Origin of the sequence: Nocardiopsis sp. YSL2 (assembly GCF_030555055.1) — a bacterium.
Taxonomy (GTDB): domain Bacteria; phylum Actinomycetota; class Actinomycetes; order Streptosporangiales; family Streptosporangiaceae; genus Nocardiopsis.
Map to the genome: position 1 here is coordinate 5,083,019 of NZ_JAMOAO010000001.1, position 19,872 is coordinate 5,102,890.

A 19,872-nucleotide genomic window follows, 5' to 3' on the forward strand; every position below is an offset into this window, starting at 1 on the left:
GGTCGCCGGCGCGGAGCGCCGTGGTCACCCACCAGCGTAAACGGGCTCTCGCTCTCGGTCACCCCGTCGGCGCCGGGCTTGACGCGGCTTCGTCAGAATCGGCCTCGCGCCGCGACCTCGCGGTCATCCGGTCGTCGACCACCCGGATCACCGTGATCGCGACGATCGCCGCTCCCGCCACCGCCAGACCGGTCATGACCTTGGTCGGGTCGCTGACGTCCAGGTCGAAGAACCACTGGCCCAGGGGCGTCACCATGATCGTGGTCAGCAGCCCCACCATCGAGCCGACCAGCACGACCTTCCACCACACGTACGGCTTGGCCACCAACAGCAGCACCCACAGCGTGGTCGCGCACAGCGTGATCACCACCGCGGTGCGGTCGGCCGGATCCGGCACGGTCCGCCCGCCCAGCACCAGGAGGTACGTGGTCACCGCAGCCAGGCCGGCCACCACCCCCGATGGGACCGCCAGCCGCAGGGTGCGCCACACGAACCCCGGCCGGGCCAGGTCGGTGTTGGGCGCCAGCGCCAGGAAGAACGACGGGATGCCGAACGTGACGGCGTTGATCAGGGTCGCGTGGCGCGGGAAGAACGGGTAGGCCACCGCGAGCAGGCCCACGATCGTCGCCAGCGTCATCGTGTACACGGTCTTGGTCAGGAACAGGCTGGCCACGCGCTCGATGTTGCCGATGACCCGTCGCCCCTCGGCCACCACCTTGGGCAGTGCGGCGAACCGGTCGTCCAACAGCACCAGCTGGGCCACGGAGCGCGAGGCCGGGCTGCCCGACCCCATGGCCACGCCGATGTCGGCCTCCTTGAGTGCCAGCACGTCGTTGACGCCGTCCCCGGTCATCGCCACCGTGCGGCCCCGGTCGCGCAGCCCGCGCACCATGTCGCGCTTGCGCTCGGGGGTGACCCGACCGAACGCCGACCGCGCCTCCACCTCGCGGGCCAGGCCGTCGGCGTCCTCCGGCAGGTCCCGGGCGTCGACGGGCCGTTCGGCGCCGGGCAGGCGCAGCTCGCGCCCCACCGACCCGACCGAGGCGGCGTGGTCGCCGGAGACGATCTTGACGTCCACGCCCTGCTCGGAGAAGTAGTCCAGGGTGGGCGCGGCGTCCTCGCGTACCCGCTGGTCCAGGACCACCAGAGCGGCGGGCCGCACGCAACCCGGGGCGCCCTCGGAGTCCACGCGTTCGCCGGCCCTGGCGAGCAGCAGCACGCGGTGACCCTGGGCGCCCAGGCGGGCGGCCTCGGCCGCGGCCGGGTCGTCGGCGCAGGTGAGCACGTCGGCCGCGCCCAGGACCCAGTGCTCCTCCCCGGCGGGCGTGCGCAGGCTGGCGCCGCTCCACTTGCGGGCCGAGGAGAAGGGGGCCAGCGCGGTGACCGGCCAGTCCGGCACGGGGCCGCCCGAGGCCGCGCATCCCCGGGCGATGGCCGCCATGCTCGCGTTCGGCTCGGGATCGCTGCCCGCCAACGCGGCCAGCACCTGGGCGGGGGAGGAGGCCGGTGCGCCGTTGCGGTCGGGGCCGCCGCCCAGGTCGCGGATCTCGGCCAGGCGCATGCCCGCCTCGGTGAGCGTGCCGGTCTTGTCGGTGCACACCACGTCCACGCGGGCCAGGCCCTCGATGGCCGGGAGCTCCTGGACCAGGCACCGGTGCCGCCCCAGGCGGATCACGCCCACCGCGAAGGCGATGCTGGTGAGCAGGATGAGCCCTTCGGGGATCATCGACACCAAAGCCGCGACCATGCCGCGCAGGGCGTCGGCGAGCGGACCGGAGATCTGACCGCCCGCGACCGGCTCGTCGAGGGCGACCTGGCCGCCCAGGAACAGCTGGCTGTAGACCAGCAGGCCGCCGATCGGGAACAGCGCGTAGGTGATCCAGGTGAGGATGCGGTTGATGCCCGAGCGCAGTTCCGAGTGGACCAGCGAGAACCGGCTGGCCTCCTCGGCCAGCCGCGCGGCGTAGGCGTGCCGACCCACCTTCGTGGCCCGGAACCGGCCCGTGCCCGCCACCACGAAGCTGCCCGACATCACCGTGTCGCCGGATCGTTTGAGGACCGGGTCGGCCTCCCCGGTCAGCAGTGACTCGTCGACCTCCAGGCCGCTGACGGAGGTGACCACGCCGTCGACGACGATCTGGTCGCCCGTTCCGATCTCCAGGACCTCGTCCAGGACGATCTCCTGCGTGGCCACCCGCACGGTCGCTCCGTCGCGCACCACGCGGGGGCGTGCGGCGTTGACGATCGCGAGCTTGTCCAGGGTCCGCTTGGCGCGCAGCTCCTGGACGATGCCGATGAGGGTGTTGATGAGGATGACCATCGCGAACAGCCCGTCCTGGACGGGTCCGATCACGGCGATGATCGCGAAGAGCACCGCGATCATCGCGTTGATCCGCGTGAACACGTTGCCGCGCACGATCTGGGCGACGCTGCGGCTGGCGCGGACCGGCACGTCGTTCGTGCGGCCGGTCGCGACCCGTGCGGCCACCTCGGCCCGGGCCAGTCCCTGCTCGTTCCAGGCCTCGGCCGGCGCCGGGAGGCCGTCGTCGGGCCGGTCCCCGCTGATGGTCGGGGCCGACGCGGCGGGCGGGGGCGGGGGTCCGGCGTCGGCGGTGGGGCGGCCGTCGCCGGGCCGGTCGGATGGTTCGGGCACGCACTACTCCTGGCTGCGACAGGTGGGACGGGAAGCGCGGTACGCGGGAGGCTCCCGACACTGGTGTGACCTCGATACGAGGCAAGCCCAGACTAGAAGACTCTCCGGCCCGTGTCGGGCGGGTTCGGCCCCCGGACGCGGGTGGTGCCCCCACGCGGTGTGCGGGGTGCGGTGGTCCGCACCCCGGTCTCGGCGGTACGCGTGCGGGTGCGGTTTCATGGGAGGAGGGCGGTCGGTACCGGTTCCGGACCGCACCGGCCATCGCGGCACGACAGTGAGGGGCGCCATGTGCACGGTCATCGTGGGTTTCGATCCCGCGGCGCGCACACCGCTGGTGATCACCGCGATCAGGGACGAGATGCGTGCGCGCCCCTGGGACTGGCCGGGGCGCCACTGGCCCGACCAGCCCTCCGTGGTCGGCGGCCGTGACCGGCTGGCGGGCGGTACCTGGCTGGCCGTCGACCCGGCCGCTCGGCGGGTGGCGGCACTGCTCAACGGCTGGCCGTGGGACGGGCGGATGCCGTGGGAGGGCAGCTATCCGGCCAGCCGGGGCGACCTGCCCCTGCACGCCCTCGCCGTGCGCGGGCGCGACCCCCTGGCCGAGGAGGACATGTCCCGGTACGCGCCCTTCCACCTGCTGACGGCCGACGCCGGGCACGCCGACCTGCACAGCTGGGACGGCCGGCGCCTGCACTCGCGCCCCGTGCCCGTGGGGGTGAGCACCGTGGTCAACACCGGGCTCGACCCGGCCGATCCGCGCTCGCTGCGGCACACGCCCGAGTTCGCCGCGACCCGGCCGGACCCGTCTCCGCCGGCCGGAGGGGGCGGCGTCGAGGAGGTCTGGGGACGCTGGCCGGGCCTGGTGACCGACGCCGCGCTGTCCAGGCCCCGCTCGGCCGGCAGTGACGAGTCGGGCGACCCCTCGGGACTGATCGCCCACGCCGATCTGGGGGACGGCCTGGTATGGGCCACCGGCTCCGTGACCCTGCTGGCCCTGGACCACCGCACCGTCCGCTACGCCTTCACCGACACCCCAGCCGACCCCGGGGCCTGGCGGATGATCGGTCTCTGAACCGACGCGGAGCAGGGGCGCCCCGGAGTCCGACGCCCCGCGGCGCACCGCGCCCGCCCAGTGGTCGTTCCGCCCGGAGCCAGGCCGCCGAGTCGGAACCGGGACGGTCCCTCCGCGCGTTGTTCCGGGCAGGCGACCGGACAACCGTGACATCACGGATAGGAACGGTCCGTGGGTCGGGCCCGCGAAACGGGTAGGAATCCCTGCCCGAAACCGCGTCATATGCGGCGTGGGGGAGCGTATCCACGGTGGACCGCGCCGAAGGCGGTCCCGATCGTGATCCCGACCCGACTCGGAAGGACCCCCGATGAACGCCATCCCTGCCACTGACCAGCCGTACACCCCGACCGCCCGCCCCGTCGCCGACCCCCGCGCCCTCGTCGGACAGTGGGTGCGCCTGCGCGGGCGCCACGACCGTGCCGAGCACGTCGGCGTCCTGGCCCACGCCGCCCCCGCCGGGCGCAAGGGGGAGTGGGAGTGGACGCTGCGGACCCCCTTCGAGGAGGTCAGAGGTACCGGTCGTCCGGCCGTGGAACCGGTGGCGGAACGGGCCGCGGCCCCCGCCCGCCGTGCCCGTGGACAGCTGCGCGCGGTCCGCGCCGACCTGGCCGAGTTCGGCGCCACCGGTGACACCGGCCTGTCCCGCGCCCGGGAGCGCGCCGAGGCCGACCTGGACCAGCTGGAATGGGAGCTGGCCGCGCGGCCGTGACCTGCCCGACACGGTGACTCTGTCAACCCCCTGCGTGACCGGAGCGTCCCCTGAGGGACGGCGCGAACGCCGTCGGGCACGCGTGCGCGGCACGCGCTCAGGGGTCAGGGGTAGCCATGAGGGAACCGGGCAGCGGAACGAGATCCGGTTGGTCGACGGGTCTGTTGGAGAGTGGAGCCTACTGGCTCCTGTATGTGGTCTCGGTCAGCGGAGCGCTGCTGCACTGGCGGCTGGGCAACACGGTCCTGGCCGCCGGATGTGCGGCCGCGGCCGTTTTCGGCGCCTTCCTCATCGGCCGCAGCCACGAGGACGTCAGCACGCCCCGCTGAGCTATTCCCCGCACGTGGTGGGGTGATCATCACCCGACATCCGCACCGTCCCCGGGACGTTTGCCGCACCACGGGGCGGATAGTCTTCCCGGTATGCGTTCATGGTCTGCGCCTGACATCGTCTCCCTGCCGGGTTCCGGCGGCCCCCTCCGTCTCCACGACACGGCCACCGGCCGGATATGGGCGACGGACCCGGGTCCCCGCGCGGGCATGTACGCGTGCGGCATCACGCCCTACGACGCCGCCCACCTGGGGCACGCGTTCACCTACCTGACCTTCGACCTGGTCAACCGGGTGTGGCGGGACGCCGGGCACGAGGTGAACTACGTGCAGAACACCACCGACATCGACGACCCGCTGCTGGAGCGGGCCGTGGCGATCGGCGTGGACTGGCGGGACCTGGCCCACCGCGAGATCGACGTGTTCCGCGACGACATGGCCGCCCTGCGGATCATCCCCCCGACCTCCTACGTCGGAGTGGTCGAGTCGGTCGACCTCATCAGCGACCTGGCCACCCGGATCCGTGACACCGGAGCCACCTACGACCTCGACGGCGACCTGTACTTCTCCGTGGCCGAGGCGGACGAGTTCGGCGAGATCAGCGGTATGACCCGCGACGAGATGCTGGAGCTGTTCGGCCAGCGCGGCGGCGACCCCGACCGCACCGGCAAGAAGGACCCGCTGGACTGGCTGCTGTGGCGCGCCGAGCGTCCGGGGGAACCCGCCTGGGAGAGCCCTCTGGGCCGCGGCCGCCCCGGTTGGCACATCGAGTGCAGCGCCATCGCCCTGGACCGGCTCGGCCCGAACTTCGACCTCAACGGCGGCGGCAGCGACCTCATCTTCCCGCACCACGAGATGGGCGCGGCCGAGACCCGCAGCACCACCGGCGGTCCCAACGCCCACCACCACCTGCACGTGGGCATGGTGGGGCTCAACGGCGAGAAGATGTCCAAGTCGCTGGGCAACCTCGTGTTCGTGTCCAAGCTGCGCGAGCAGGGTGTGGAGCCGGCCGTGATCCGCCTGGCCATGCTGGCCCACCACTACCGGTCGCCGTGGGAGTGGACCGACGCCGAGCTTCCCGTGGCCTGCGACCGCTACAAGCGCTGGCGCGCGGCCGTCGCGCTGGGCTCGGGGCCGGACGCCGCTCCGATGCTCGCCGCGGTCCGCGCCGCCCTGGCCGAGGACCTGGACTCCCCGGCCGCTCTGACGGCCGTGGACACCTGGGCCGCTCGCGCCCTGACCGAGGAGGGTACGGACACCGGCGCGCCCGCCCTGGCCCGCGCCACCATCGACGCGCTCCTGGGCGTGGAGCTCCAGCTCCCGTAGCGGCGGCCGGAGTTCGTCCTGCCGCCACCGCCGACGACGGCGCGCACCGCGGCCCGGCTTCAGGCGGGGACCGCGGCCTCCACGTGCGCGCAGCCCTCGCGTGCGGCCAGCGGCCAGGGCTCGAAAGTGCCGTCGGACAGGCGTACGGACACCTCGTGGCGGTGGGCGATGACGCCGGTGACCGGGACGCCCTGGAGCCGGGCCAGCACATAGGCGGCGGACAGGCTGGTCACGTCGCGGATCGTGCCCAGCGGGAGCAGGGAGCGGGTCTCGGCGATCGCCTCGTGTTCGCCCGCGCGCAGGACGACCCGGGTGTCCCGCGAGACGCCCTGGGCGGCGATGGCCACGGTGATGTTGTCGAGGTCGTCGGAGCCGACGGCGGCCAGCGCGCGGGCGCGGCGCAGGTGCAGTCTCTCCAGGACGGTCCGGTCGCCGCCGTGTCCGGTCACCACCGGGATGCCCAGGGATCGGGCGAGCCGCACGTTGGGCGCGTGCGGATCGCGTTCGACCCCGACGACGGGGATGCCCAGACGGCGCAGCTCGCAGCACAGGCGCAGGCCGACCTGCCCGATGCCGACGACGATGACGTGTCCGAAGCGGGGAACGGTCCGGGGCCCGATCAGTCCGACCAGCCGGGGGCCGAGCATGCGCTCGACCAGGCCCGCGGTGAACATGGCGGTGAAGACGATCGTGCCCAGCATGAGCAGGCTGGACACCAGCTGGTAGGCGGTGGAGTGCACGTCGGTCGCCGGGCCGACGGTCGAGACCACGCGGGCGGCGTCGAAGAGCGCTTCGGCGGGGGGATGGCCGAGCCCGAGCAGCCATCCCCAGTCGGCCAGCAGTGAGGCCAGTATCCCGGTCAGCCCACCGAGCATGAGGCGTGTCCCCGCGTCGTGCGAGCGCAGCTGACTCGCCAGGCGGCTCCACCAGGCCCGCCAGCCCGCGCGCCGACGCGTCCACTCCCCGGTGCACGGCGTGCCCGTCCGGTCGAGCCGGACCGCTCGGGCGCGCCCGGCACGGCCGTGGAGCGCGGAGACGCCGGGGTCCGCGCAGGGACCGGCCAGGGAGGGGGCGGCCAGGTCGGCCGGCGAGGTGACGTGGCACTGCGGAAGCAGGCGGAGCAGCTCGTCGGCGACGGTGCGGTCGAAGACGGTCGCGACGATCGGGACGTCGGCGGACATGTGCGCCACGGCCAGCGCATAGCGCAGGGCGGCGGCGTCCTCGTGCAGCAGCACCGCCACGGCGTCGTGGGGCTTCGACATCGCCTCGCGCAGGTCCTCGTCCCCGGGGCGGGCGAGGTGATGGACGGCGTGGGCCTCCTGGCGGAGCGACGCGCACACACGGCGCGCCAGGTTGGTATCGCCGACGATGACGAAGGATCGGTGCTGGAGGGGGTCGTGTGCTCGAGTCATGGGTCGGTTCCCTGGTCGGACGGCCTCGTTGCCGCCGACCTCTGTCGGGGTGATCGGATGATCCGGGACATGCGGCGCCGCGGAACGCGGCGGTATCGGTCCTGGCTCCGGTCCGGGGCGGGATGCGTGGTCGTCTCTCCCGGGAGCGGCGCGACCTTCCCCTGGGGGCGCGGAGGGCGCGCCGTGACCGGCAGGGGAGGCGACGGCCCCGGGCCCCGGTGATTCGGGACGAAGCCGTCATCTGCGGTCAGAGTGTAGAGGCCGGTGCCGACGGTGACCTGGGCGGGGTCGGGTCACCGAGGAGCTCGGCCGCCTGTGGGCGATCCCGATCGGCACCGCCCAGATCCCACGCCGACCGATGCCCATCGCGCGGACTACCGCCCGACCGAGGGTCGAGTGACCCCCTCTCCACGGGGGACGCGCTCACCGTGCCGGGGCGCGGCTCCGCGGAGGGCGGAGCCGCGCCGCACCGGGGTCAGCCCGCGGTGCACTCCGTTCCGTTGAGGGTGAAGCCGGTCGGCGCACCGGCGTCACCGGTGTGCGACGCCTGGTAGCCGATGCCCACCTCGGCGCCCGGGGCGATGGTCGCGTTGTGGGCGGCGTGGGTGGCGACGACCGTCCCACTGCTCGGGCTGTAGGTGGCGTTCCAACCGGAGCCGATGCTCTGCCCCTCCGGGAGGGTGAACTCCAGGGACCAGTCCTCGACGGGGGTGTCGCCGGTGTTGGTGATGGTCAGCGCGGCGGTGAGCCCGGTGTTCCAGCCGTTGGTCGAGGCCGTGACGCGGCAGTCGCCCTCCCCCGGGTCCGGGTCGGGCCCGGGGCCGGTGCCCTGGTCCAGGCCGAAGAAGGTGATCACGTGGGCGGCCATGCCGGAGGTGATCACGTTGTGCCCGACGCCCTCCACGCTGATCGCCTCCACCGGCGCCTGGTCACCGGTCGATCCGTAGCGCGTCCGCTCCCAGTGGGACCGGGGCCGGTCGGTGGCGGCGGGGTCCGTGCCCAGGCCGTGGACGTTCGTCCACTGTTCGATCTCCTCGTTGAAGTTCGCGTAGTGCAGGACGTCGTCCTCGCTGCCGTGCCACAGCTGCATACGCGGACGCGGGCCCGCGTAGCCGGGGTAGGAGTCCCGGACCAGGTCGCCCCACTCCTGCGGGGTGTGGTCGATCCGGCCGTTGGAGCACTCGTTGTTCCACCCCGAGCCGTCGGAGGTCGCGAAACATCCGAACGGCACGCCGGCGAACGCCGAGCCCGCCGCGAACACGTCGGGGTAGTTGGCCAGCATCACGTTGGTCATCATGGCGCCGGAGGAGACACCGGTGACGAAGATGCGCTCGGTGTCGGCGCCGTGGGTGCGGACGGTGTAGTCGACCATCGAGCGGATGCCGACCGGGTCGCTGCCGCCGTCGCGCCGCAGGGCCTCGGGGGAGGAGACGTCGAAGCACTGGCTGCTGCGCGTGACGGACGGGTAGACGACGATGAAGCCGTGCTGGTCGGCCAGCGCGGCGTACTCGGTGTTGGCGTGGAAGACGGGTCCGGTCCCGGTGCACCAGTGCTGCGCCACGAGGATCGGTGGCTCCTCGACGACGCTGTCGGGGACGTAGAGGAACATGCGCAGGTCGCTGGGGTTGGAGCCGAAGTCGTCGATCTCGGTCAGGGTGGCGGCCGAGGCCGCCGGAGGGGCCAGGAACAGCGCCGCCATCAGCGGCAGGACGGTGGCGGCGAGGATGCCGGCCACCCTGGCCAGGGGGTTCGTGCGTTCGTTGGTCACGTGTCTGGACCTCTACCGGCTGCGGGGGCGGGGGGTCGTCCGGGCGCCGCGCCGACGGAGCCGGTGTGCCACAGGGCGGGCCCAGCGCACCCGGCAGTGGAAGCCACCGCGTGGGAGCGCTCCCGAAAACTATCCGGGCAGCCGCGCACCCCGTCAACCCCCGTAGTGACGGGTCGTTCGCACCCGGAGCGCGGTCCGCGGGACCGTGCCCCGGTGAACACGGGTGCCTACCGTTCGGAGAGGTCCGGGAAGTCGGACCTCGGCGGGTCGGTCGGCGCGAGCCGGACGATCGGGACGCCGTCGGGGTCGGCGCCCACGCGCGCGAAGGACTCCGCGGACCCGTCCACCTCGAAGCCCAGCGCGCCCAGGAGCGTCCACGCGGCCGCCGGGTGGCGCTGAGCGTAGTGCGCCAGCGCCTGCCCGGCCTCCTCCGGGGGCAGCGGCGCGGCCCGGCCCCGGTGCCGGTGCGCGCCCAGCTGGAACAGCACCCGCGGCTCGGCCAGGATGTTGCGGTACCACTGCGACCGGCGCCCGTACCCCGACGCCACCAGGACCGTGCCCGTGGACTCGTTGGCGCCGACCACCTCCAGCACGGCCTGGCGCGCCGTCCCGCTCGTACGCCCCCTGTGCGTCAGCAGCACGAAGCGGCGTCCCATCAGCGGGCCCAGTCCCAACCGGTAGATCCAGATCGGTGCGCGGAACAGGGCCCGGCGCATCGGTGTGGTCGGCGGTCGGGACATCGGCATCGGAGGGCCTTCCTGTGACGGGGCAGGGCTGGAAGGGACGACGCTACTCGCACGGAGCGCCGGGCCGGCGGTAGCCACGCCCGTGGAACGACGGTGCCCGCTGGCAGGATGCGCCTATGCAGACAGGACTGGACGTACTCCACACCACCGACTGGGACCGGACCTTCCACGCCTACGGTGCGTCCGGGGACGCCCCCGGGCGGCTGTCCGGACTCCTCGCCGACGACCCGGACACCCTCACGCGGAGCCTGGACTACCTGTACAGCGCCATGCTGCACCAGGGGACGCTCTTCCCGGCGACCGTGCCGACCGTCCTGTTCGTCGCCGGGCTGCTGGAGCGCCCCGGCGCGGGCCGGCCGCACCCGGACGCCGGAGCCGGCCCCGAACCCCTGCGCGCCGCACTGCTGGGCTTCCTGCGGGACACGGCCGAGAGCGCCGCCGCCGGTCGGACCCGCGCCGGACGCGCCGAGCGGGCCCGGCTGTCACCGGCCGAGCGCGAACGGGCCCTCGGGGCGATCGGGGCCGAGGACGGGGGAGTGGGGCAGGAGGCGGCTCGGGAGGCGCTGACGCGGCAGGCCGTCCTGGACCTGCGCGCCGCCGCGCCCGTCCTGCGGGACGCCGTCCAGCCCCTCCTCACCTGCCCGGACGCACTGCTGCGCTCGCGCGCGGTGGAGGCGGCCGCGGCCGTCGCCGCCCTGGGAGGGCTGGACCTGGATCTGTCCGGAGCAGCCGACATGGCCGAGACCCGCGACGAGGCGGCCGTCATCGTCCTGGCGAAGGGGGAGGCGGGGGGCGACACCTCGGAGTTCCTCACCCACGCCGACCCGGCCATCCGCGCCTGTGCCGCGCTCGCTCCCGCCCTGAGCGACACCCCCGAGGCCACCCGTGTCCTCGTCGAGGCGCTGGACGACCCCCGGGCGGCGGACCAGTGGTTCGGTACCCGCCCCGCGGCCTTCGGCGGCCACGTCAGGTTCACCCTCGTGCGGACCCTCGCCGAGCGCGCCCGTCCCGAGGACGCCCCACGCCTGTTGCCCGTCCACCGGCGGATGGCGGCGCTGGCGTCGGCCTACACCGCCGAGCGCGACTGCGGCCCCCTGCTCGAACTGGCCTTCCCCCGCCCGCCCGGGGACGGCGCGGAGGGCGGGCCGGGTGAGGTCCAACGCGCCTACCTGCGGGCGCTGCTGGACAACGACGAGATCTGGGCGGGCACGGTCACCGCCTTCCCGGCCCACCTCAGGGGCCTGGGCCTGCCCATGGACCGGGAGGGCGTCCAGAAGCTCGCGGAGGCCTGAGCCCGAGGGGTTCCGGCGGGGTTCGCCACCCTTCGCGCTACTCGGTGGCCACAGGTGGCCACCGAGTAGCGCGTTCGCCTGTATCGGCGGCCGAACCGTGGTGTCATGGCCTTCATGACGACCCCCACACGGCCCGGTAGGGCCGCCGAACTCATCAAGGACTTCGTCTCCGCGGAGGGCCACCTCGCCGACCGCGCCGACCTCGCGCGCTTCCTGCGCAAGTACCGCCTGGTCACCGAGGGAGCCATCCCCATCACCCTGGCCGACCTCGACGAGGCGGTCGCGCTGCGCGACGGCATCCGCGCGGTCCTCGACGGAGGGCCGGGCACCGACCCCGAGGCGATCGTGCGCGGTCAGAAGGTGCTGGACGGACTGCGGGTGACGGTACGCATGGAGCCCGACCCGGAGGGCGCGGTGCCGCTGGCCCCGGCGGTCGTGGACGAGGTGCGGCGCGGTCTGGCCCGCGTGGCCGGCGCGTGGGCGGCGGTGCTGGCGACGGAGGAGTGGCGCGACCTGAGCGAATGAGGCCGTGCGGCTCGGGCCAGCGGGCTCGGCGCCGATCGGGCCCGCGAGTTCGGCGCCGAGGCGTCGGCTCGTCGCGGGCGGGCAGGGCCGGAGGCGATGGCAGGATCGGGGCATGGACCACACGCTGCACATCACCGGTGACACCGAGGCCGACGCCCTGCTCGCCAGGGACCCGCTGGCGCTCATGATCGGCATGCTCCTCGACCAGCAGGTCGCCATGGAGTCCGCCTTCGCCGGACCGAAGAAGATCGCCGACCGGCTCGGCTCGCTGGACGCCGCCGACCTCGCCGGGCGGGACCCCGAGGAACTCGCCGAGGTCTTCGCGCGCACGCCGGCGGTGCACCGCTTCCCCTCCTCGATGGCCAAACGGGTCCAGGCGCTGTGCGCGGCCCTGGTCGACGACTACGGGGGTCGCGCCGAGCAGGTCTGGACCTCGGGCGAGCCCGACGGTCGCGAACTGCTCCGCCGCCTCAAGGCCCTTCCCGGCTTCGGCGACCAGAAGGCGCGCATCTTCCTCGCCCTGCTCGGCAAGCAGCGGGGCGTGCGTCCCGAGGGCTGGCGCGAGGCCGCCGGGCCCTACGGGGAGGAGGGCTCCCGGCGCTCGGTCGCCGACATCGTCGACGAGCAGTCCCTCACCGAGGTCCGCGAGACCAAACGGGCCGCGAAGGCCGCCAAGAAGAAGGAGTGACGTCCGCGCCGAGGACACCTCGCCGGTCCCGGTCCGGCTCAGTCGCCCGTGCTGGACTCCCGCACGACCCGCTGCGCCGCGCGCACGCCCAGGACGGCGCCCACCGCCAGCACCAGGCCCACGGCGGCCAGGACCGCGAGCGTGGGTGCGACCGCGCGGCCCAGCGGACGCGGGCCCGTGCCACCGCCGCTTGCGCGCGAGGTGATCGACGGAACCGTCCACGTCCGCCGAGCGGCAGCCGGAGGAGTCGAGTGGCAGGCGTGTCGGGGATCACACCGCGAACGCGAAGCGGGCCCCGGAGGCCGTTGCCACGGTCCCGGGGCCCGGTGGTGCCCGGTGCCCGTCAGCCGTCGTCGCGGCGGCGCAGGTACCGCTCGAAGTCCCGTGCGATCGCGTCGCCGGAGGCCTCGGGGAGTTCGGCCGTGTCCTTGGCCTCCTCCAGGCCGCGCACGTAGGCGGCGATGTCCTCGTCCTCGGCCGTGAGCTCGTTGACGTTGCTCTCCCACGTCACGGCGTCCTCGGGCAGCTCACCCAGCGGCACGCGCACGCCCAGGTAGTCCTCGACCCACGCCAGCAGCGCCAGGGTGGCCTTCGGGCACGGCGGCTGCGCGACGTAGTGCGGGATCGCCGCCCACAGGGAGACCGTCTCCACGTCCACCGACGCGAAGGTCTCGTGGGCCACGCCCACGATCCCGGTCGGGCCGGAGTACGTGGTCGCCTCCAGGCCGTACCGCTCGCCCAGTTCCACGGGCGAGGCCATCCCGGTGATCGGGATCGGCCGGGTGTGCGGGGCGTCGGCCAGCAGAGAGCCCAGCATGAGCACCCGCCGCACACCCAGTTCGCGGGCGATCGCCAGCAGGTCGGCCGTGTAGGACCGCCACCGCATGTTCGGTTCCGGGCCCGTGACGAGGACGACGTCGCGTTCGGCACCCGGGGGAGTGGCGACTCTCACCGTCGTGGTGGGCCACTCGATCGCGGACGCCAGGCCCTCCACGATCGTCATCCTCGGCCGGGTCACCTGGAAGTCGTAGTAGTCGTCCGGAGTCAGCTCGCACAGGTCGTAGGTGTCCCACTGCTCCGCGAGGTGTTCGATGGCCAGACTGGCCGCCTCACCCGCGTCGTTCCAGCCCTCGAACGCCGCCACCATGACAGGCTCGACGAGCTCGCGTGCGAGCTTGATCATCGGTGGCCCCTTCCTGCCGTGGACGCCCTCCACCCTATGGGGTGGCGCGCCACCCGGGAAACCGCGGGACCCGGCAACCCCCCGAGCCCGGAACCTGACAAATTTTGGGACGGTTGTCTCAACTGGCGATACGCGCCATGAGGTAGCCTCGCCAGCAGTGAACGCCCAGGACACAGCTGTCCCCGGACGTCCCGACCCGCCCGCACCGGGGGTCGATCCAGTGCCGCAACCGCCGGGAACAGACTGGGTTCCCGCGGTGCCCCGAGACTAGAGTTGTGCACTATGAGCGCTCGCCTGAACTTCCGTGAAGCACTGTCCCAGCGTGTCATCGTCGCGGACGGCGCCATGGGCACCATGCTCCAGGCACACGACCTCGACCTCGATCAGTTCCAGGGGCACGAGGGCTGCAACGACATCCTCAACATCACGCGGCCCGACATCGTGCACGACACCCATGCCGCCTTCCTGGCCGTGGGATCGGACTGCGTCGAGACCAACACCTTCTCCGCGAACTTCGGCGGCCTGTCCGAGTACGGCATCGAGGACCGCACCTACGAGATCGCCGAGGCCGGAGCCCGCGTGGCCCGCGAGGCCGCCGACGCCTACTCCACCAAGGACCAGCCGCGCTACGTCCTGGGCTCGATGGGCCCCGGCACCAAGCTGCCGACCCTGGGGCACGCCCCCTACGCCCACCTGCGCGACTACTACGAGCAGTGCGCCCGCGGCCTCATCGACGGCGGCGCCGACTCCATCCTCATCGAGACCTGCCAGGACCTGCTCCAGGTCAAGGCCGCCGTCGTCGGTGCCGACCGCGCCCGCCGTGCCCTGGGCAAGGACGTCCCGATCATCGCCCAGGTCACCATCGAGACCACCGGCACCATGCTGATGGGCTCGGAGATCGGCGCCGCGCTCACCTCCCTGGAACCGCTCGGCATCGACGTCATCGGCCTGAACTGCGCCACCGGGCCCACCGAGATGAGCGAGCACCTGCGCTACCTCTCGCACCACGCGACCGTGCCCATCTCCTGCATGCCCAACGCCGGCCTGCCGCAGCTGGGCGCCAACGGCGCCGTCTACCCGCTCACCCCCTCCGAGCTGGCCGACGCCCACGACACCTTCACCAGCGAGTTCGGTCTCAGCATGGCCGGAGGCTGCTGCGGTACCACTCCCGAGCACCTGCGGCAGGTGGTCGAGCGCGTGCAGGGCCGCGGCATCAAGCAGCGCAAGCCGCTGGTGGAGGCCGCGGCGTCCTCGCTCTACCAGAGCGTGCCCTTCCGCCAGGACTCCAGCTACCTCGCGGTCGGCGAGCGCACCAACGCCAACGGCTCCAAGAAGTTCCGCAACGCGATGCTCGCCGAGGACTGGGACGCCTGCGTCGAGATCGCCCGCGACCAGATCCGCGACGGCGCCCACCTGCTCGACCTCAACATCGACTACGTCGGCCGCGACGGCGTGCGCGACATGCGCGAGCTCGCCTTCCGCTTCGCCACCTCCTCCACCCTGCCGGTCATGCTCGACTCCACCGAGCCCGCCGTCCTGGAGGCGGGCCTGGAGTCGCTGGGCGGGCGCGCGGTCATCAACTCCGTCAACTACGAGGACGGCGACGGCCCCGACTCCCGCTTCCAGCGCATCATGCGCCTGGTCAAGGAGCACGGCGCCGCCGTGGTCGGCCTGTGCATCGACGAGGAGGGCCAGGCCCGCGACGCCGAGTGGAAGCTGCGGGTGGCCAGCCGCCTCATCGAGGAGATCACCAGCGACTGGGGCCTGCGCACCAGCGACATCATCATCGACTGCCTCACCTTCCCCATCACCACGGGGCAGGAGGAGACCCGCCGCGACGGTATCGAGACGCTGAACGCCATCCGTGAGCTCAAGCGCCGCTACCCGGACGTGCAGACCACCCTGGGCCTGTCCAACCTCTCCTTCGGCGTCAACCCCGCCGCCCGCATCGTGCTGAACTCGGTGTTCCTGCACGAGGCGGTCGAGGCCGGCCTGGACTCGGCGATCGTGCACGCCTCCAAGATCGTGCCGATCAACCAGATCCCCGAGGAGCAGCGCCAGGTCGCCCTGGACCTGGTCTACGACCGGCGCACGGACGACTACGACCCCCTGTCGCGGTTCATTGACATGTTCACGGGCGTGGACGCCAAGGCCATGCGCGCCTCGCGCGCCGAGGAGCTGGCCGCGCTGCCGCTGTGGGAGCGCCTGGAGCGGCGGATCATCGACGGCGAGATGGCCGGCATGGAGGGCGACCTCGACGAGGCGCTGGAGAGCAAGCCCGCCCTGGCCATCGTCAACGAGACCCTGCTCGCGGGTATGAAGACCGTCGGCGAGCTGTTCGGCTCCGGCCAGATGCAGCTGCCGTTCGTCCTCAAGTCCGCCGAGGTCATGAAGGGTGCGGTGGCCTACCTCGAACCGCACATGGAGAAGACCGACGACGACGGCAAGGGCCGGATCGTCCTGGCCACTGTCAAGGGCGACGTCCACGACATCGGCAAGAACCTGGTCGACATCATCCTGTCGAACAACGGCTACGACGTGGTCAACATCGGGATCAAGCAGCCGGTCTCGGCGATCCTGGAGGCCGCCGAGACCGAGCGCGCCGACGTCATCGGCATGTCCGGTCTGCTGGTCAAGTCCACGGTCATCATGCGGGAGAACCTGGAGGAGATGAACTCCCGGGGCCTGTCCGAGCGCTTCCCCGTGCTGCTGGGCGGCGCCGCCCTGACCCGCTCCTACGTGGAGCAGGACCTGGCGGAGATGTTCGAGGGCCACGTCCGCTACGCCAAGGACGCCTTCGAGGGCCTGCGCCTGATGGACACCTTCATGGCCGTCAAGCGCGGCGAGGAGGGCGCCGAGCTGCCCGCCCTGCGCCAGCGCAGGGTGCGCAAGGGCGCCACCCTGAAGGTGACCGAGCCCGAGGACATGCCCGCCCGCAGCGACGTGGCCACCGACAACCGGGTGCCCGTCCCGCCGTTCTTCGGCGACCGCATCAGCAAGGGCATCCCGCTGGCCGACTACGCGGCCTTCCTCGACGAGCGCGCCACGTTCATGGGCCAGTGGGGCCTCAAGGCCGCCCGCGGCGGCAACGGCCCCTCCTACGAGGAGCTCGTGGCGACCGAGGGGCGCCCCCGCATGCGGATGTGGCTGGACCGTATCCAGACCGACGGCCTGCTGGAGGCCGCGGTCGTGCACGGGCACTACCCCTGCTACAGCGAGGGCGACGACCTCGTCGTGCTGGACGAGGACGGCGCCGCCGAGCGCACGCGCTTCACGTTCCCGCGCCAGCGCCGCGACCGCCACCTGTGCCTGGCCGACTTCTTCCGGCCCAAGGAGTCCGGTGAGCTGGACGTGGTGTCCTTCCAGGTGGTGACCGTGGGCGCGGCGATCAGCCGTGCCACCGCGGAGCTGTTCGAGAAGAACGCCTACCGCGACTACCTGGAGCTGCACGGGCTGTCGGTACAGCTGACGGAGGCACTGGCCGAGTACTGGCACACGCGGGTGCGGGCCGAGCTGGGCTTCGCCGGCGAGGACCCGGCCGAGCTCGACGCCTTCTTCAAGCTCGGCTACCGGGGCGCCCGCTTCTCCCTGGGCTACGGGGCCTGCCCCAACCTGGAGGACCGGGCCAAGATCATGCGCCTGCTGGAGCCCGAGCGCGTCGGGGTGACGCTGTCGGAGGAGTTCCAGCTGGTCCCGGAGCAGGCCACCGACGCGATCGTCATCCACCACCCCGAGGCGACGTACTTCAACGTCTGAGTCATCAGTGCACCGAACCTGTCGGGGCGGCGGCCCAGGAGCCGCCGCCCCTCGGTCTCCCCGTGCGTCCAGCGGCGGTGGCGGCCGAGAGGGTGAGGGCGTGGGGAAGGCCGTCCCGACAAGGCCAGTCGGCGCCCCGGTGGTCGTCGATGGGTTCATCGTGGCTCGGTGATCTCTGATGGCAGGGCCCCGACGAGGGGCACGGGACGCTGGCAACCGCTTTCCCGACTGATGGTCGGCGACGACGGTTCCCGGCCGCGCGCGGCCGCACGGGGCCGGCTCGCCAGAGGCCACTGCGGTGAGGCCGGCCGGGCGGCGTCCTGAACAGAGGGCGCTTGCCACTCGGAAACCGATCGGTGTACTCTGCATGAAACCGATCGGTTTCCGAAAAGGGCGCCTGCCTGCCGACCTGATGCGGAGACCGGTCTCGAACACGCAGCGCCCGCCGCGCGCGTACTCAACTCCGGAGTCGCAAGCCATGTCTTCTCACGCCACCTCCTCCATCTTCGTCATCGGCGGTACAGGGGCTCAAGGAATGCCCGTCGTCCGCTCTCTTGTCGCCGACAAGAAGTACTCCGTCCGAGTCCTCACGCGCGATTCCACGTCCCCCCGGGCCCAGGTCCTCCTCGCGCTCGGCAATGTCTCCGTCCTCGAAGGGTCGTTCGCCGACGAAGAGGTGCTTCGGGAGGGATTTCGCGGCTGTGACGGGGCGTTCATCAACATCGACGGGTTCAACACCGGCGAGAAGACCGAGACCTACTGGGCCATCCGCAGTTACGAGATAGCGATCGAAGAGGGCATCAAGTTCTTCGTCTATGGAAACCTCGACTACACCCTCAAGAAGTCAGGCTACGACTCCAGGTTCCGCACCGGCCACTATGACGGAAAAGGCCGCATGGCCGAGTGGGTACTGTTTCAGAACGAAAAGAACAGGAACAGGATGGGAGCGGCGGTCTTCACCTCGGGCCCCTATATGGAGATGACGATCTCACCGCTCACGCCGATGACGCCCGCCATCGAGGACGGTGTCGTCACGTGGCGGGTCCCTCTCGGTGGGGGAGCCGTTCCCCACGTGGCTCTCGAGGACTGCGGCTTCTACGTCCGCTGGCTCTTCGACCACCCGGAGCGTGCCGACGGCATGGACCTCGAAGTCGCCATCGAACACATGACCTATACCGATATGGCTGCGGCGTTCGAAAAGGTCACCGGGCATCCGGCACAGTACATCGACACGGATCTGGACGCGTACTGGAACAGCCCGGACCTGAAGGGGATCGCTGATCACCCTGCCGGATACAACGCCGACCCCGACGACAAGAGCACCATGAGCTTCCGCGACAATTTCACGGGCTTCTGGAATGTGTGGAAGCACGGAATTATCACCAGGGACTACGCTCTGCTCGACGAAATCCACCCCGACAGGATCAGAAGTGCCGAGCAGTGGTTCCGTCGAGAGGACCAGGTGGGAAGGGAACTCGGCAAGGGAAGTCTGTGGGAGAGGGTTCAGCCGGAGAACTGGAGTCTCGACTCCGCGATCCTCAAGAGCAGTGCGGATCTCAGGACGGGAAAGCTGTGAACGGGTGAACTGTCGGCGAGCTCCCACGATCCCGTCGCGACACCGTCGAGGGCGAGCACGGAAACGTCAGGGCGCTGGTCGGCTTCGGCGTGCTGGTGGCGGGGCCGCCCGCACCCTGCCACCCTTGAAAACCGATCGGTTTTCATTTCGTCCGCCTCCAGTTACGCTCGCGATATGACCACCGAAGCAAAGCCAAGTACCAGAGATCGACTGCTGGAGGCGGCGGCCGCGCTCACCTACCGGGACGGTGTCGGCATCGGCGTCGAGGCACTGTGCAGGGCGGCAGGGGTGTCGAAGCGCTCCCTGTACAAGCTGTTCGACAGCAAGGACGAACTGCTCGCCGCGAGTCTGGAGGAGCGCGCCGCCGCCTTCGCGGCGACCCTACTGCCCGCCGTGGACGATGGCCGCTCCCCCCGCGAGCGGATCCTGCACGTCTTCGAGCAGGTGGAGTCTCAGGCAGGCGTGCCAGAGTATCGGGGGTGTCGGTACCTGGCCGTCCAGGTCGAGCTCAAGGACCAGAGCCACCCTGCGAGCCGGGTGGCTCACCACGTCAAGGCGAATCTGACAGCGTTCTTCCGTTCCGAGGCCGAACAGGGCGGGGCGAGCGATCCCGACCTCCTGGCCCGGCAGCTCAGCCTGGTCTTCGACGGCGCCAGTGCCCGTGCGGGGATCGGAGCCGACCAGCTGACCGGGCTCATCGCGCCTACTGTGGCCACCCTGCTCGACGTGGCGGGCATGCGCTGACGCGTCCGTCTTCGAGCAGTCCGGGCCACGTCCCCGAGAGTGCCTTGTCCGCACGCGCTGAGTGGGAGGCGTCCACCAAGGGCGTGCGCGCCG

Annotated in this window: 15 protein-coding genes; 10 read left to right on the top strand and 5 right to left on the bottom strand. The window is 72.0% G+C overall.

The window, feature by feature from the left end; translation table 11 throughout:
• Positions 1 to 58: 58 nt before the first annotated feature.
• Complete coding sequence (locus M1P99_RS22415) at positions 59 to 2,488, bottom strand: HAD-IC family P-type ATPase (RefSeq protein WP_304455802.1); 2,430 nt, start codon at positions 2,486 to 2,488, stop codon at positions 59 to 61.
• A gap of 451 nt (positions 2,489 to 2,939) precedes the next feature.
• On the opposite strand from M1P99_RS22415, the gene M1P99_RS22420 reads away from it, so the two are divergent.
• The 4 genes from M1P99_RS22420 to mshC all read left to right on the top strand — a co-directional run bounded on the left by M1P99_RS22420 (position 2,940) and on the right by mshC (position 6,089).
• Positions 2,940 to 3,725, top strand: coding sequence for an NRDE family protein (locus M1P99_RS22420; RefSeq protein ID WP_304454546.1), 786 nt, complete (start codon positions 2,940 to 2,942; stop codon positions 3,723 to 3,725).
• A 307-nt stretch (positions 3,726 to 4,032) separates the two neighbouring features.
• Positions 4,033 to 4,434: a hypothetical protein gene (locus M1P99_RS22425; protein ID WP_304454547.1), complete on the top strand. Its 402-nt coding sequence runs from the start codon at positions 4,033 to 4,035 to the stop codon at positions 4,432 to 4,434.
• Between the two features lie 116 nt (positions 4,435 to 4,550).
• Positions 4,551 to 4,763, top strand: a complete 213-nt coding sequence (locus M1P99_RS22430; RefSeq protein ID WP_304454548.1) for a hypothetical protein — start codon at positions 4,551 to 4,553, stop codon at positions 4,761 to 4,763.
• A 93-nt stretch (positions 4,764 to 4,856) separates the two neighbouring features.
• A complete protein-coding gene (gene mshC, locus M1P99_RS22435) occupies positions 4,857 to 6,089 on the top strand; it encodes a cysteine--1-D-myo-inosityl 2-amino-2-deoxy-alpha-D-glucopyranoside ligase (protein WP_304454549.1) in 1,233 nt (410 codons plus the stop codon).
• Positions 6,090 to 6,148: 59 nt separating this feature from the next.
• On the opposite strand, the gene M1P99_RS22440 is transcribed toward mshC, so the two are convergent.
• From M1P99_RS22440 to M1P99_RS22450, 3 genes are all read right to left on the bottom strand, one after another.
• A complete protein-coding gene (locus tag M1P99_RS22440; RefSeq protein WP_304454550.1) occupies positions 6,149 to 7,501 on the bottom strand; it encodes a TrkA family potassium uptake protein in 1,353 nt (450 codons plus the stop codon).
• 475 nt (positions 7,502 to 7,976) lie between these two features.
• A complete protein-coding gene (locus M1P99_RS22445) occupies positions 7,977 to 9,269 on the bottom strand; it encodes a PHB depolymerase family esterase (RefSeq protein ID WP_304454551.1) in 1,293 nt (430 codons plus the stop codon).
• A gap of 227 nt (positions 9,270 to 9,496) precedes the next feature.
• Positions 9,497 to 10,015: a nitroreductase family deazaflavin-dependent oxidoreductase gene (locus M1P99_RS22450; protein WP_304454552.1), complete on the bottom strand. Its 519-nt coding sequence runs from the start codon at positions 10,013 to 10,015 to the stop codon at positions 9,497 to 9,499.
• 116 nt (positions 10,016 to 10,131) lie between these two features.
• On the opposite strand from M1P99_RS22450, the gene M1P99_RS22455 reads away from it, so the two are divergent.
• The 3 genes from M1P99_RS22455 to M1P99_RS22465 all read left to right on the top strand — a co-directional run bounded on the left by M1P99_RS22455 (position 10,132) and on the right by M1P99_RS22465 (position 12,520).
• Positions 10,132 to 11,307 carry a hypothetical protein gene (locus tag M1P99_RS22455; protein ID WP_304454553.1) on the top strand — a complete coding sequence of 392 codons (1,176 nt, stop codon included), beginning with the start codon at positions 10,132 to 10,134 and terminating at the stop codon, positions 11,305 to 11,307.
• A 114-nt stretch (positions 11,308 to 11,421) separates the two neighbouring features.
• The gene (locus M1P99_RS22460) at positions 11,422 to 11,832 is read left to right on the top strand and encodes an ABATE domain-containing protein (RefSeq protein WP_304454554.1); all 411 of its coding nucleotides are present in this window, start codon (positions 11,422 to 11,424) and stop codon (positions 11,830 to 11,832) included.
• A 112-nt stretch (positions 11,833 to 11,944) separates the two neighbouring features.
• On the top strand, positions 11,945 to 12,520 hold the full coding sequence (locus M1P99_RS22465; protein WP_304454555.1) for an HhH-GPD-type base excision DNA repair protein: 576 nt from the start codon (positions 11,945 to 11,947) through the stop codon (positions 12,518 to 12,520).
• A gap of 343 nt (positions 12,521 to 12,863) precedes the next feature.
• On the opposite strand, the gene M1P99_RS22470 is transcribed toward M1P99_RS22465, so the two are convergent.
• Positions 12,864 to 13,703 (bottom strand): PAC2 family protein, encoded by an 840-nt coding sequence (locus tag M1P99_RS22470; RefSeq protein WP_304454556.1) that lies wholly within the window; start codon positions 13,701 to 13,703, stop codon positions 12,864 to 12,866.
• Positions 13,704 to 13,985: 282 nt separating this feature from the next.
• Between M1P99_RS22470 and metH the strand changes: the two genes are divergently transcribed.
• The 3 genes from metH (at position 13,986) to M1P99_RS22485 (ending at position 19,779) form a co-directional block, all read left to right on the top strand.
• Positions 13,986 to 17,459 carry a methionine synthase gene (metH, locus tag M1P99_RS22475; RefSeq protein WP_304454557.1) on the top strand — a complete coding sequence of 1,158 codons (3,474 nt, stop codon included), beginning with the start codon at positions 13,986 to 13,988 and terminating at the stop codon, positions 17,457 to 17,459.
• Between the two features lie 478 nt (positions 17,460 to 17,937).
• Positions 17,938 to 19,035 (top strand): NmrA family NAD(P)-binding protein, encoded by a 1,098-nt coding sequence (locus M1P99_RS22480; protein WP_304454558.1) that lies wholly within the window; start codon positions 17,938 to 17,940, stop codon positions 19,033 to 19,035.
• A gap of 174 nt (positions 19,036 to 19,209) precedes the next feature.
• Positions 19,210 to 19,779, top strand: coding sequence for a TetR/AcrR family transcriptional regulator (locus tag M1P99_RS22485; RefSeq protein ID WP_304454559.1), 570 nt, complete (start codon positions 19,210 to 19,212; stop codon positions 19,777 to 19,779).
• Positions 19,780 to 19,872 lie beyond the last annotated feature (93 nt).

Excerpts from the sequence above, each read along its gene's own strand:
- M1P99_RS22420 (WP_304454546.1), top strand. The coding sequence starts at position 2,940 with ATGTGCACGGTCATCGTGGGTTTCGATCCCGCGGCGCGCACACCGCTG.
- M1P99_RS22425 (WP_304454547.1), top strand. The coding sequence starts at position 4,033 with ATGAACGCCATCCCTGCCACTGACCAGCCGTACACCCCGACCGCCCGC.
- M1P99_RS22430 (WP_304454548.1), top strand. The coding sequence starts at position 4,551 with ATGAGGGAACCGGGCAGCGGAACGAGATCCGGTTGGTCGACGGGTCTG.
- mshC (WP_304454549.1), top strand. The coding sequence starts at position 4,857 with ATGCGTTCATGGTCTGCGCCTGACATCGTCTCCCTGCCGGGTTCCGGC.
- M1P99_RS22440 (WP_304454550.1), bottom strand. The coding sequence starts at position 7,501 with ATGACTCGAGCACACGACCCCCTCCAGCACCGATCCTTCGTCATCGTC.
- M1P99_RS22450 (WP_304454552.1), bottom strand. The coding sequence starts at position 10,015 with ATGCCGATGTCCCGACCGCCGACCACACCGATGCGCCGGGCCCTGTTC.
- M1P99_RS22455 (WP_304454553.1), top strand. The coding sequence starts at position 10,132 with ATGCAGACAGGACTGGACGTACTCCACACCACCGACTGGGACCGGACC.
- M1P99_RS22460 (WP_304454554.1), top strand. The coding sequence starts at position 11,422 with ATGACGACCCCCACACGGCCCGGTAGGGCCGCCGAACTCATCAAGGAC.
- M1P99_RS22465 (WP_304454555.1), top strand. The coding sequence starts at position 11,945 with ATGGACCACACGCTGCACATCACCGGTGACACCGAGGCCGACGCCCTG.
- M1P99_RS22470 (WP_304454556.1), bottom strand. The coding sequence starts at position 13,703 with ATGATCAAGCTCGCACGCGAGCTCGTCGAGCCTGTCATGGTGGCGGCG.
- metH (WP_304454557.1), top strand. The coding sequence starts at position 13,986 with ATGAGCGCTCGCCTGAACTTCCGTGAAGCACTGTCCCAGCGTGTCATC.
- M1P99_RS22480 (WP_304454558.1), top strand. The coding sequence starts at position 17,938 with ATGTCTTCTCACGCCACCTCCTCCATCTTCGTCATCGGCGGTACAGGG.
- M1P99_RS22485 (WP_304454559.1), top strand. The coding sequence starts at position 19,210 with ATGACCACCGAAGCAAAGCCAAGTACCAGAGATCGACTGCTGGAGGCG.